12 protein-coding genes, 1 pseudogene and 1 riboswitch are annotated in these 12739 nt (G+C 74.6%); of the genes and pseudogenes, 5 read left to right on the forward strand and 8 right to left on the reverse strand.

What is annotated here, in order from left to right; all coding sequences use genetic code 11:
* Nucleotides 1-11 precede the first annotated feature (11 nt).
* Both M2302_RS33075 and M2302_RS09220 read left to right on the forward strand, forming a co-directional pair.
* Nucleotides 12-335, forward strand: a pseudogene (locus tag M2302_RS33075) (hypothetical protein); the annotation flags it as partial.
* A complete protein-coding gene (locus M2302_RS09220) occupies nucleotides 332-640 on the forward strand; it encodes a hypothetical protein (protein ID WP_280837488.1) in 309 nt (102 codons plus the stop codon). The pseudogene M2302_RS33075 and the gene M2302_RS09220, both read left to right, overlap by 4 nt.
* 237 nt (nucleotides 641-877) lie before the next feature.
* Here M2302_RS09220 and M2302_RS09225 read toward each other — a convergent pair whose 3' ends face one another.
* The 5 genes from M2302_RS09225 to M2302_RS09245 all read right to left on the reverse strand — a co-directional run bounded on the left by M2302_RS09225 (nucleotide 878) and on the right by M2302_RS09245 (nucleotide 5991).
* The gene (locus tag M2302_RS09225) at nucleotides 878-1633 is read right to left on the reverse strand and encodes an alpha/beta fold hydrolase (protein WP_280837489.1); all 756 of its coding nucleotides are present in this window, start codon (nucleotides 1631-1633) and stop codon (nucleotides 878-880) included.
* A 106-nt stretch (nucleotides 1634-1739) separates the two neighbouring features.
* On the reverse strand, nucleotides 1740-2564 hold the full coding sequence (locus M2302_RS09230) for a C39 family peptidase (RefSeq protein WP_280837490.1): 825 nt from the start codon (nucleotides 2562-2564) through the stop codon (nucleotides 1740-1742).
* 236 nt (nucleotides 2565-2800) lie between these two features.
* A riboswitch (cyclic di-AMP (ydaO/yuaA leader) is annotated at nucleotides 2801-2941 on the reverse strand.
* 303 nt (nucleotides 2942-3244) lie between these two features.
* On the reverse strand, nucleotides 3245-4003 hold the full coding sequence (locus M2302_RS09235; RefSeq protein ID WP_280837491.1) for a hypothetical protein: 759 nt from the start codon (nucleotides 4001-4003) through the stop codon (nucleotides 3245-3247).
* A 152-nt stretch (nucleotides 4004-4155) separates the two neighbouring features.
* Nucleotides 4156-4551, reverse strand: a complete 396-nt coding sequence (locus M2302_RS09240) for a hypothetical protein (RefSeq protein ID WP_280837492.1) — start codon at nucleotides 4549-4551, stop codon at nucleotides 4156-4158.
* A gap of 204 nt (nucleotides 4552-4755) precedes the next feature.
* A complete protein-coding gene (locus tag M2302_RS09245) occupies nucleotides 4756-5991 on the reverse strand; it encodes an acyltransferase (protein WP_280837493.1) in 1236 nt (411 codons plus the stop codon).
* 303 nt (nucleotides 5992-6294) lie between these two features.
* Here M2302_RS09245 and M2302_RS09250 point away from each other — a divergent pair, with 303 nt between their 5' ends.
* From M2302_RS09250 to pseI, 3 genes are all read left to right on the forward strand, one after another.
* Nucleotides 6295-7620, forward strand: coding sequence for a polysaccharide pyruvyl transferase family protein (locus M2302_RS09250; RefSeq protein ID WP_280837494.1), 1326 nt, complete (start codon nucleotides 6295-6297; stop codon nucleotides 7618-7620).
* Nucleotides 7621-7709: 89 nt separating this feature from the next.
* Nucleotides 7710-8852: a glycosyltransferase gene (locus M2302_RS09255; protein WP_280837495.1), complete on the forward strand. Its 1143-nt coding sequence runs from the start codon at nucleotides 7710-7712 to the stop codon at nucleotides 8850-8852.
* Between the two features lie 142 nt (nucleotides 8853-8994).
* Nucleotides 8995-10044, forward strand: coding sequence for a pseudaminic acid synthase (gene pseI / locus M2302_RS09260; protein ID WP_280837496.1), 1050 nt, complete (start codon nucleotides 8995-8997; stop codon nucleotides 10042-10044).
* Between the two features lie 320 nt (nucleotides 10045-10364).
* Here the strand turns inward: pseI and M2302_RS09265 are convergent, their stop codons facing one another.
* From M2302_RS09265 to M2302_RS09275, 3 genes are read right to left on the reverse strand one after another with little or no spacing between them, the layout of a single operon-like run.
* Nucleotides 10365-10787: a hypothetical protein gene (locus M2302_RS09265; RefSeq protein WP_280837497.1), complete on the reverse strand. Its 423-nt coding sequence runs from the start codon at nucleotides 10785-10787 to the stop codon at nucleotides 10365-10367.
* The gene (locus M2302_RS09270) at nucleotides 10771-11517 is read right to left on the reverse strand and encodes an SDR family NAD(P)-dependent oxidoreductase (RefSeq protein WP_280837498.1); all 747 of its coding nucleotides are present in this window, start codon (nucleotides 11515-11517) and stop codon (nucleotides 10771-10773) included. The genes M2302_RS09265 and M2302_RS09270 overlap by 17 nt, the downstream gene beginning before the upstream one ends.
* Complete coding sequence (locus tag M2302_RS09275) at nucleotides 11510-12739, reverse strand: AMP-binding protein (RefSeq protein WP_280837553.1); 1230 nt, start codon at nucleotides 12737-12739, stop codon at nucleotides 11510-11512. The genes M2302_RS09270 and M2302_RS09275 overlap by 8 nt, the downstream gene beginning before the upstream one ends.

A 12739-nucleotide genomic window follows, 5' to 3' on the forward strand; every position in this document is an offset into this window, starting at 1 on the left:
CTGCTCGCCGCCGCCATGACCCTCGCGCGGCGGCTTCGGCCCGTCTGGTCTTGGCGGCGATGGCGGCGGGTCTGCCGCTGCGGAGCCGACCTGCCCTGTCATGCCCGGCACCGGATCCCGATCAACCGAGGCCACTGGCCCGGGGAGGGGGAGCAGTGAACGACCGCCAGGAGCAGACGATCCTCGCGGTGCACGTCCGAGGACTCGACGGCATGTGCGCTGGCTGCCGCGCGTGGTGGTCGCGGCTGGCTCCGTACCCGTGCTGGCAGGTGAACTGCGCGACCAGCCGGCAGGCCCGAACGATCACCGCGCGCTTCCTTGGAGGCCAAGAGTGACCACCCACGGCCCAGTCATGCCGATCTGGAGCTGCGGCGGCTGCGACCTGCCCTGGCCCTGCCCGACCCGGAAGCGTGAGCTGCGGGCGGAGTACGCAGACGCCCCCGTGTCGTTGGCCCTCTACCTCGGCTCCTACCTCGTCCAGGCCGCCGAAGACATGCCCTGCATGCCGGCCGGCGCGTTGCACCACCGCTTCCTCGGCTGGACCCGGGAGGCTGACCGATCGACGCCAGCAGTACAGCAACGAAGTACAGCAACCAAGGCCGCCGAAAGGGACCAAGACGAGCGTCACCAGGCCGTCTGACCTCGCATCAGGCCCGACCCGACCGGCTCGCCGAGAGTTCACACCGAAGAGGTCACACGGGGCTTTATCCCTGGCCAGGCCTCACGAACGGATAGCGGTCAGTGGCGGACAACGTCCTGCGGTACACCAAGCGCCGTGGCAACGTCCGGTGTGGACGACGAGCTCGAACCTCCGGGTCGGCAGGTAGTCCCTAGTCGCGTGCCACCCACGGCGGCGACGCCCGCCGTCCGCAACCGGTCACAGGTACGGGTCGAGCAGGGCCAGCACCGCCGCCGGGTCCTCCACGTGCGCGTTGTGGCCGAGGCCGGGCAGGGTCGCCACCGGCACGCCCAGCTCGGCGAGTTGCGCGTCGCTGACCATCGGGTCGTGCTCGCCCCGGGCCAGCAGCACCGGGACGTCGGTGGCGGCCAGCAGGGCCGGCAGCTCCGGCGCGCCCACCGCGAAGGCGGCCGGGTCCATGGCCAGCCGCCAGCGGCCGTCCTCGGCACGCAGCCCCGCGTCGACCACCGGGTGCTCCGGCGCGAAGAGCCCGCCCAGGCCGGCCACCTTCAGGTAGCGGCGGGCCGCCTCGTCCCGGGTGGCAAACCAGGTCACCGGGCGCTCCGCCAGCTCGCGCGCCCGGGCCAGCTCGGCCGGCGACCAGACCGCCTTGATGCCCAGCCCGACCACCGCGTCCACCGGGAGCCCGGCGGCGCGGGCGGCCAGCGCCAGCGCGACCACCCCGCCGAGGGAGTGGCCGAGGACGACCAGCCGGTCACCCGGCCGGGCCCCCTCGGCAACCGGGCCGAGCCCCGCCGCGACCTGCTTCGCGAACCCGGCGAAGGAGTACCCGGGCAGCGGCGGCGAGAAGCCGTGGCCGGCCAGGTCCGGCGCCAACCAGCGGCCCGGCCAGCGGTGTTCCAGCAGCGGCGCCCAGGGCAACCACACGTCGCCGGTGGCGCCCATCCCGTGCAGCAGCACCAGCAGCCGGCGGGTACCCGAGTCGTCGGTCATGGGCCGCAGTGTGCCACCGCCCGGTTCCGCCGCGCGAGACCCGCGCCAACGGCGACGGGCACCGGCCCCCGAGGGGAGCCGGTGCCCGGCCGAGCGACGGTATGGATCAGGCGGAGTAGCCGCGGGTGGCGATCCAGTTCGCCAGGTCGATGGTGCTCATCCAGTACGACGGCAGGCTCGGGTTCGCCGAGTCGGCGATCCGGACCGTCCGGCCGTCGTTCTTGTAGCCGACCACCGCGATGTAGTGGCCGCCCGGGAAGGAGTGCCAGCCGCCGTCGGTGTCGGTGGCGGTGCCGGCGATGTTCGCCACGACGCCCCGGCCGTCGGTGATCGCCGCGACCACGTCGGCCTGGAGCCGGTCGATCTGCGCGGAGCTGGGGGTGCCCCGGAACATCCGGGTCCGGTACGGGTCGCCCTTGACCGACTGGTTCAGCACCCGGGTGGTGTCCAGCGCGGAGTTGGTGCCCATCTCGGTGGTGCCGAGCGGGCCCTCCAGCTCGTACTGGGTCCGCTCGATGCCGGTCGCGCTCAGCGCGTTGCGCACCGCCGCCGGACCGCAGTTGTAGAAGGTGGTCTGCGCCTGGTAGTCGTAGCGGAGGACCTTGGTCGACGGCGGCTTGGGGGCCGCCTTGCGGGTCAGGTCCGGGTCCGCCTTGGCCTTGGTGGCGCTCGCCGACGGCGAAGGGCTGGCCGAGGGCGACGGGCTGGCGGACGGGGCGGCGACGCGGGCCTGGCTGCGGGTCGCGACGTCGTCCAGCCGGGGTGCCACCTCGGCGACCGCGGCCGAGGTCTGCTGGCGGGCGGGCGCCTCGTCGGCGAGCAGGGTGCTGGCGCCGGAGACGAGCACGAGCGCGGCGGCCGAGCCGGCGACCAACTGGTACGACCGTTCGGTGGCCAGGCGTCGCAGCTGCCGCTTCAGGGGGTGCTTCACGTGTTTTCCTCCACGGTACGAGGGCGGGAGCGGCGTGCCGGACCGGCGCGTGACGGGACGTCACGCGCGGTGTCAGAACCGGTGTGCGAGGCCGCTCGGCGGGGGTGCGCCCGGTCAGTGGCCGGGCGGCGGGGTGGGGCCGGGATCAGCGCGCGAGGGCGCGGCGGACCGGCACGAACACCCCGGTACCGAGGTGGAGAGAGAGCCGAGGAATGCGAGGGGGCAGCAAAAGTGGGAACTCCTTCCGACACCGCCTACCGGGTTAGCTGACGGATTCGGGCGGGAAGAGCGCCCTACCACGGGCCGTGGCCCGCGGATTCACCCCGGACGTGCATGGGTCCCCGGTTCGTGGAATCACGATTGAGCGGGTCGGCGCGGCGTCGCCTCTTGCGATCGGAAACCGCACCGGACCCGGGCGACACTACTGGTCGGTCACGTGTCGGCCAAGCGCCACCAGCTGCGTAAACATGATCAGGGCGACAAATTTGCCGTACAGTTCGGCACTGACGTCACTCAATGGGACAGGCGGTTGTTCCGGGACCGCCGGGCGACAACCGGACAGCGCGGCGGCAAACCCTGCCGATCGTCGGGATCGATGTCACCGGCTGTGACCGGATGACCGGTTTCTCGATTGCCGTGACGCGACTCACGGAAATACGGGTAACAATTTGGTCGCGTCCTCAGCCCACCCGGGCCGGCCGCCACCGCGCCGCGAGCGCGGTCCGCGCCGTCGCCGTCGCCGTCCGCTGGGCGGGCAGCCGCGCCGGACGCAGCCGCTCCGCCGCCGCGTACGCCTCGACGGCGAGCGTGCGGGCCGCCTCGGCGGCCAGTTCCGCGTCCCGCCACGCCGACCGCTCCCGCCCGGCCGCCGCCCGGTACGCGTCCCGCCGGCCGTCGCGTACCGACCGGGCCAGCAGCACCTCCTGCTCGACGGGGTGCCGCCGGGGGTCCCAACCGTCCCGGTGCGCGAAGACGTCCCGCAGCCGCTCCACCGGCAGCTCGCCGCGCCAGTGCGCCGCCACCGCCGCCTGGTGCAGCCAGCGCTCCCGGCCCGCGTACTCGGCCGGCGTACGCGGGGTACGCGGGGCGGGCAGCGCGGCGGCGCCGGTGAACCGGCGGGCGGCGGTCTCCGCCTCGTCGTACTCCGCCCAGGCCCGGTCCACCTCCTCCTGGGCGGCCAGCCAGGCGTCCCGCCACCGGCGCGCGGTCTGGGCGGCGCCCGCCGCCGCGACGGCGACCTCCTCGGCGTACCGGCGCAGGTCCGCCAGCTCAGTCTCGGGGTCGACGGCCGGGTCGACGACCGGCTCGCCGGGGGCCGGGTCCCGCTCGGGGCGGGCGACCAGCACGGTGAGCACGGTCAGGGCGAGCACGAGCAGGGCCGACCAGATGGCGGCGGCGGTCGGGACCTCGACGAGGAACTGGTAGAGGACGGTGTTCACGGTGGGCACCTCCCGGAAGCGGGATGCGGAAAGAGGAGTTCCACACCGGCCCGGGGAGCGACGGGGCGAGGCCGGGGCGGCGCCGCGTGCCGGGGGGCGGGTGCGGTGGTGAGGTTCTCGAAGGCGCGGTCGCGGGTGGCCCCGCGTGGCGGTCAGCCGACCGGCGGGGCGCGGGGACCGGTCGTGCCGGCGGCCTGCCCGGTCAGGGGCAGCAGCGGCGCGGTGACCGCATGGGCCGGCCGGCCCACCGGGTCGATCGAGGTGACCGGAGCGGGCGGGGCGACGAATGCGCGGCCCTCGCTCTGGTCGTTGCCGACGGCGAGCGTCACGGCGGGGACGGCGGCCGCGCGGACCGCGGACCCGTCGGGCACCGCCAGATCGGCGAGGACTGGGGCGCCGGCCTGGCTGGGGGCGGCGGAGAGCGGGCCGGCGTCCGGCACGGCCGGACCGCCGACGGAGAGCGCGACCGCCAGGGCGAGGCCGGTCAGCAGCCGGGAACTCCAGCGCGCCACCCACCACAGAGGACTGGTGAGCGGGACCGGGAGCACGGCACCACGCTACCGCCGATGCCGGGTGATCGCAGCGTCGCCGGGCGTGTCGGCGCGGCGCTCACCAACGTGCGTCGCGACGAGCGTCCGCCCGTTTGCGGCGTGTCGCGCCCTCCGCGACGAACGTCACCGCGACACGCCGCAAACCGCGCGAGGGGCACGGGAACCGGACCGGACCGGGCGTCGGCCAGGGTGGACGTGGGGTCAGTGGGGGTCGCGCGGGCCCGCGTACTCGATGGGTCGGCCGGCCGGCGCGCCGTCGGCGGCCGCCCTCGGCGCCGGCGTGGGCGGCGGCGTCGGCGCCGGCGTGGGCGGCGGCGTCGGCGCGGTCTGAGCATCCAGGGTGGACGGGGCGGGGCGGGGCCGGCGACGGGGCGCCAGGCGGCGCATCATCGGCGTCTCGACCCAGCGGTGCAGCAGGGCGGCCAGCACCAGGTTCACGGCCAGGAAGCCGAGCACCGCCAGCGGTCCCCACCAGCCGGGCAGCCCGACGCCGAGGTGGCCGGTGGCCCGCAGCACGGTGACCATCACCAGCACGTGCACCAGGTAGAAGGCGAAGGAGACCTCACCGAGCCAGACCAGCCGGCGGTGCCGCCAGGGCGAGGGCAGACCGCGCACGTCGGCGTCCGCCGCGGCGGTGATCACCAGGATGTACGCCACGGACAGGATCGCCGCCCAGAGCTCGGCGCGGATCCACTGCGCCGCCACCGCCCAGGTGACCACGAAGATGAGGCTGGCCAGCGGCAGGCCGGGCCCCCGCCAGCGGCCCCGCCGCATCAGCTCGGCGGCCGCCACGCCCAGCCAGAACTCCAGCGAGCGGACCACCGGGAAGATCTGGGTGAACCACCAGGTGCTCTCTTCCGGCACCAGCGCCTGCCCGGGCCAGAGGGCCACGATCAGGAGCGGCACCGCCGCCACCACCGCCCAGAGCAGGCCGGCGCGGGCCCGGCGCAGGGCCGGCAGCACCAGGGGCAGGCAGAGGTAGAAGAACAGCTCGCAGGAGAGCGACCAGCTCACCGTGTTGATGGCGTAGAAGTAGCCGGGCGTCGGGTCCCAGGCCTGCACGAGCAGGAGGCTCTCCAGTGCGGCGCGGGGCACGATGGTGTCCGCGAACCACCACATCACCAGCAGGGCCGCCACCCAGGTCAACAGGTGGTTCGGGTAGATCTTGGCGAGCCGTCGCCGCCAGAAGTCGCGCCGCCTGTCCCCGTCGCGAGCCGACCAGACCAGCACGAACCCGCTGAGGATGAAGAAGAACTGCACCCCGGACAGGCCCAGGGTGAACACGCCGCCGACGACCGCCTGGTAGTCCGGTTCACCGACGATCCGCATGGTGCCCGCGTGGTAGCCGAAGACCAGCATCGCGGCCACCCAGCGCAGCCCGGTCAGCGAGGGCAGCCGGCTCGCCGTGGCCGTCGGTGCGCCCACCGCGCTCGTCATGCCGGGCACCCCGCCGTCGCCACGCTCACCCGCACGTACCTCTCCTCCCCCGGCCGCTCGCCGCCGCGACCGCGGCCCGGCGCCGGACGGCGGCACCGGTCGTGCCACCGTCCGGGCACCCTACCGGCTGGTGGGGCCGCCACGACCGGGCCGGGGGACGCGGACCCACCGGGAGATGTACGCCGGCTGCAGATTGCCCTAACATTCCCCGGACCCGCAGCCGACGTCGTGCCCGGCGGCGGGCCGGCCGGCGTCCTCCCTCCGGGCCGCCCCGGCACGCGTGGACCACGAGATGGAGCGGCGATGCACCAGCGGATTCTGATGCGGGCGAAGAAGGGCCCGTTCGACGTCCGCTCCGCCGAGGAGGCCTTCGAGGGCGACTGGATCGGGGTCAACAACGGTAACCTCGTCTTCAGCCACGCCGCCCACAAGCTGCTCAGCACGACGACCGCCGAGATCACGCCGACCGAGTTCAAGGTCAACCCGCGCGACGCAGAGGAGATCAACGAGCGGTACGACGTCTACGTCATGCCGCTGGCCAACGCCTTCCGGCGCAGCTACGCGCACCGCATCGAGCTGATGGCCCGGCTGGTCGAGCGGCTGAAGATCCCGGTGGTCGTGCTCGGCGTCGGGGTGCAGACCGACGTCACCGGCGACCGGGAGTACCTGCGCCCGATCGACGCCGTGGTCAGCCGGTTCGTCCGGGCCGTGCTCGACCGCTCGCCCAGCATCGGCGTACGCGGCGAGATCACCGAGAGCTACCTGCGCACCCTGGGCTTCTCGGCGGTCGACGTGATCGGCTGCCCGTCGATGTTCCTGCACGGCGACCGGCTGACGGTGGAGAAGACCACGCCGACGCTGGAGCGGGACGCCCGGGTGGCGCTGACCGTCTCCCCGTACGTCAAGTCGATGGCGAAGATCATCGCCGCGCACCACCGGCGCTACCCGAACCTGCGCTACCTGCCGCAGGACCTCACCACTCTCGGCACGCTGCTCTACGGCGACGCACCGGAGGACCTCGGGAAGACCAGCCCGATCCCGGTGCACACCTCCCACCCGCTGTTCGTCGAGGACAAGGTGCGGATGTTCCTCGACCCGTGGACCTGGATGGACTACCTCTCCGGGTTCGACTTCGCCTTCGGCACCCGCATCCACGGCACCATCACCGCGCTGGTCGCCGGGACCCCCGCCTACCTCTTCGCGCACGACTCGCGCACGCTGGAGCTGGCCCGGTACTTCGACATCCCGCACCGGACGATGAAGGAGGTGCCCGCCGACGTCGACGCCGCGCAGCTCTACGCCGAGGCGGACTACACCGCCCTGCACGCCGGCCACCGGGACCGCTACGAGCGGATGGCGGCGTTCCTGGCCGCGCACCGGCTCGGCAACGCGTTCGACGACGGGGACGCCACCACCCGCTTCGACGAACGGGTCCGCGCCACCAGCTTCCCGCCGGCCGTCCGGCCGGCCACCGCGACCTCCCCCGAGGCCCTGCTTGAGCGGATCCAGTGGCTGCGGGACCGCAACACGGCGCTGGCCGGCCAGGTGCGGACGCTGGAGGAGCAGCGGTTGCGGGCCCGGGTCAGGCGCGCGGTCGGCGCGCCGGTACGGGCCATCCTGAGTCGTTAACCCGCCGCTCGGCGGCTGTTCAGTAACTCCATCTCCACCGGATACGTCAGGTTCCGGGGCCGTCCACCCGGGTGCACCAGGGTGGCGGCGTGGTCAACGAGCCGACGCCCGCCACCCCGCTGTTGAGCATCGTCGTGCCGGTCCACGGGGTGGAGGCGTACCTGTACCAGTGCCTCGAGTCGATCCGGGCGGACGTCCCGGCCGGCGAGCGGGGCACGGTCGAGCTGGTCGCCGTCGACGACGCCTCCCCGGACCGGTGCGGCGACATGCTGCGCTCGTACGCCGTCGGCCGGTCCGAGGTCCGCACCGTGCACCTGAGCAGCAACGTCGGGCTGGGCCCGGCTCGCAACGCCGGGCTGGAGGTGGCGACCGGCGACTACGTCTGGTTCGTCGACAGCGACGACTGGCTGCCGCCGGGCACCATCCCCGCGGTGCTGGACCGGCTGCGCGCACACCGCCCCGACGTGCTGCTGCTGGACCATGTGCGGGTGCACGAGGGCGGGCGGCGCGAACTGGACGCCAGCAGTCCCCTGCTGCGCGGGGTGCCCGACGTGGTCCGGCTGGCCGACCGGCCGCAGCTGCTGCGGGTGCAGCACACCGCCTGGAACAAGGTGGTCCGCCGCGCCTTCATGGACGAGCTGGAGCTGCGCTTCCACCCCGGCTGGTACGAGGACATCCCGTTCAGCCACCCGCTGCTGATCGGCGCGGAGAAGATCTCGGTGCTGGACCGGGTCTGCTACCTCTACCGGCAGGGCCGGCAGGGCGCGATCACCTCCACCCGCAGCGGCCGGCACTTCGACGCCTTCGAGCAGTACGACCGGCTGCTGGACTGGGTCGGGCGACGGTACCCCGACGAGCGGCTGCGGGCCGAGCTGTTCGGGCTGATGGTCAACCACATGCTGGTGGTGGTCGGCAACGACGACCGGCTGCACCCGCACCTGCGCCGGGAGTTCTTCCACCGGGTGGCCGCCCAGTACCGTCGCCACCTGCCGGCGGGCGGCTACCCCCGCCCCGGCGGGGTGGCCGGGCTCAAGCACCGGCTGGTGGGCCGGGACAACTACCTCGCGTACGCGGCGCTGCGCCAGGCCCACCGGCTGGCCGGTCGGCTGCGCCGGCCCGCCGCGCCGCCGGCCGGCGCCGCCGGCGCGTCGGCGGGTGCGAACCGGGTCGCCGCCGACCCGGCGGAGCGGGCCGAGGCGACCGACGCGCTGGCCCGTCACGGCACGCCGTGACGGCGAGGATCGACACGTCGCGCCGCCGTGATGTCCGGACCCGGTTGGGGCGGCACCCGGCGGCGGAGTTTTCCAGGTCGTCCCCGGACGACGAGGCAGGGACCGCGCGCCTGCGCGGACGCACAGCGGACAGAGGTCGGGCATGATGACAGTGAAGATCGGGCCGCACGTGGTCGGCGCCGGGGAGCGGCCCTTCGTGGTCGCCGAGATGTCCGGCAACCACAACGGTGACCTGGACCGGGCGCTGGCCATCGTGGACGCGGTCGCGGCCAGCGGGGCGCACGCGCTGAAGCTCCAGACGTACCGGCCGGACACGATCACCATCGACGTCGACACCCCGGCCTTCCGGATCTCCGGCGGGCACGAGCTGTGGGGCGGGCAGAACCTGTACCGGCTCTACGAGCGGGCGCACACGCCGTACGAGTGGCACGCGCCGATCTTCGCCCGGGCCCGCGAGCGGGGGCTGACCGTCTTCTCCTCGCCGTTCGACGCGACCGCCGTCGAGCTGCTGGAGGAGCTGGACGCGCCGGCGTACAAGATCGCCTCGTCGGAGCTGGTCGACCTGCCGCTGATCCGGCTGGTCGCCGGCACCGGCAAGCCGCTGGTCATTTCGACCGGAATGGCGACAGTGGCCGAGATCGACGCCGCGGTGCGGACCGCCCGGGACGGCGGGGCCGGCGGCATCGTGCTGCTGGCCTGCACCGCCTCCTACCCGGCGCCGCCGGCGGACAGCAACCTTCGCCGCATCCCGGTGCTCGCCGACGCGTTCGGCGTGCCGGTGGGGCTCTCCGACCACACCCCCGGCATCGGCGTGCCGGTCGCCTCGGTGGCGCTGGGCGCCTGCTTCATCGAGAAGCACGTGACGCTGGACCGCGCCGACGGCGGGGTGGACTCCGACTTCTCCCTCAACCCGGAGGAGCTGGCCGCGCTGGTGGTCGAGTCGGGGCGGGCGTACGCGGCGCTGGGCGGCACCGCGATCGGCCCCACCTCCGCCGAGCGGGAGGGGCTGCGGTTCCGCCGTTCGCTCTACGTGGTGGCGGACGTGCGCGCCGGCGACCCGGTGACCGCCGACAACGTGCGGTCGATCCGGCCCGCGGGTGGGCTGCCGCCGGTGGAGATCGAGAAGGTGCTGGGCCGCAGCTTCGCCGTCGACGTCCCGCGCGGCACCCCGCTGAGCTGGGACCTCGTCTGAGCCGTCGCTGACCGACACCGGCTCCGGGCTTCCCGGGGCCGGTGTCGCCGTCCGCCGGCCAGCCGGGGTGTCCTGGCTCCCTTTCGAGGTGATGTCGCAAACGACTCAGCCACCCGGGCCGCGGCCACGGCACAGGCGGCGTCGCGCGGCCCCAGGCATGGCCGCACGGCCCGAGGCCCGGCCGTGCGGCGCGGCGCGAAAGGCACGGCCGCCCAGCCCTAGCCGCGCGCAAGGCACCGCAGCGCGGCGCGAGGCGCAGGCGGCGCGAGGCGCATGCGGCGGCAGGCGCGAGGCGACGCAGTGCGGCGCGGGGCGGCGAGTCAGGGCGCGAAGGCGACGGTCACCACCACGTCGCCCAGGCGCAGGGTCCGCCACACCGCGGGCGTGTCCGGCGGTACGGCCAGCCCGTGCCGTCGCCACCAGACGCCCACCGGCACGTCGGCCAGCTTGCAGAGGCTCTCCGCCCGGGTCCAGCGTGCCCAGAAGTCGGCGGGCCCGAAGCGCCGGGCCAGCGCCGGGGGCACCGCCGCCTGGGCGCGCTCAGCGTCCAGCGCGATCCGCCACCCGGGGATCGGCGGGCCGTACCAGCCGACGCAGCGTCCGTCGTCGAGATGGCTGCGGGTGACCGCGTACGCCAGGTCGGCGGGCGTGCCCACCCGCAGGAACCGTTCCGCGGCGGCGAGTAGCGCGGGCACCGGTCTCGGCCGGCGGCCGGCGACCTCCGGCTCAGACGGAGGCCGCACCGTCCACCACGATCACCTGGCCGTTGATGTTGGTCTGCTCGCGCAGCAGCATCCGCACCACCGGCACGACCTCCTCCGGCTCGGTGAGGTGGCCGGTGGGGGTGCGCCGGACGATCTGGTCGAGCTGGGTGCTGCCCAGCACGGCGGACATCTCCGAGGCGAAGAAGCCGGGCGCCACCGAGTTGACCAGCATCCGGCCGCCCAGCTCCCGGGCCAGCGAGCGGGTGGCGGCGTCCATGCCGCCCTTGGTGGCCGAGTACGCCACCAGTCCCGGGAAGCCGCGCTGCGCGCAGATGGAGGTGATGTTGACGATCCGCCCGCGCAGCCCCTTGCCCAGCATCCGCCGGATCACCAGGCGAGTGAGCTGCAACGGCGCGGTCAGGTTGGTCTCGATGATCCGGGCGATGTCGCCGGTGGAGGTGTGCACGTGCAGCGAGTCCTGCCCGACGGCGGCGTTGTTGACGACGCCGTCGATCGGGCCGAGCCGCTCCTCCACCTCCCGCACGAAGGCCTGGGTGGCGGCCGGGTCGGTGACGTCGACCGCGCCGACGTGCACCCGGTCGGGATGCTCGGCGGCCAGCTTCTCCAGCTCCGGCGTGACGGTACGGGCGAAGGCCGCCACCCGTACGCCGGCGTCGAGCAGGTCGGTGACGATGGCCAAGCCCAGCCCCCGGGAACCGCCGGAGACGAGGACCACGGTGCTGGGCGGGACGAGCGGGGAGTCAGACATCGCTCTTCAACGTCTCCTTGACGGGGATCTCGGTGAACATGCGGATGCGGCGCGGCACCGCGTAGTCGGGAAGCCGGTCGGCGCACCAGCGCACCAGCGTGGCCTCGTCCAGCGGGTCGCCGGACGGTGTCGGCACCACCTCGGCGACGACCATCCGGCCGAGCACGGGGGCGCGCCGGCCGGTGACCCGCGCCCAGGCCACCCGGGAGTGGGCGGTGAGCACGCCCCGGACCAGCCCGGCGGAGACCTTGCTGCCGCCGACGTTGATCTCGTCGGAGTCGAGCCGGCCGGTGATCAGCACCCGGTCGTCGACCACCTGCACCCGGTCGCCGGTGCGCACCGGCCCGTCGAGCCCGACCCCGTGGTACGGCGAGCTGACCACCAGCTCCTCGCCGTCGACCGAGAGCCGGGGCCGGCCGGGCACCTCCCGGTCCAGCCAGTCGACCGGGAACCCGGCGCGGCCGTCGTGCACCACGATGGACGCGCCGACCTCGGAGGAGGCGTAGATCCAGGAGATCCGGGCGGTCGGGAAGACCGCGCGGAGCTGGTCGAGGACGGCCTGGTCGACCGGCTCCCCGCCGAGGGTGAGCTGGCGCAGCGGCACCCGGGCCAGCGCCGCGCCGTCGCGGTGCAGGGTGCGCCGCCAGAAGGTCGGGGTGCCGGAGGCGGCGTCCACGCCGTGCGCGGCGGCGACGGCCGGCCACTCGTCCAGCTCGTCCGGGTCGACCACCACGAGGTGCTGCCCGGGCTGGGTGAGCGACAGCGTCACCACCTGCCACCAGGCGTACGTGCCGGGGGCGTACGGGCAGAGCCAGGTCCGCTCCGGCTGGGCGCCCCGGACGGTGGTCAGCGAGTCCAGGGTGTGCCCGACCCGCTTGGGCCGCCCGGTGGAGCCGGAGGTGAGCAGCCAGAGCCGGCCGGGCTCGGCGGGGCGGGGCCGGGTGGGCGGTACGGTCACCGGCCCGGCGGCGTCCAGGGTGGTCAGCGCGAAGCCGGCCTCGCGCAGCTCGTCCCGCATCGCCGGGTCGACCCGGTGCGCGGTGCTCAGCAGCAGCTCGGTGCCGTGCTCGGCGTGCTGCCGGGCGGCGGCCAGCGCGTCGGCGGAGCCGGCGGCGAGGACCGCGGCGGGCGACGGCAGCGCCGGCGCGGGCAGCGCCCGCCAGGTGCGCGCGGTGCCCCCGAGGACGACCCGGTTGTCCAGGCCGGCCGGGGTCGAGGTCAT

Source organism: Micromonospora sp. A200, from assembly GCF_029893845.1.
GTDB classification, from domain to species: Bacteria; Actinomycetota; Actinomycetes; order Mycobacteriales; family Micromonosporaceae; genus Micromonospora; species Micromonospora purpureochromogenes.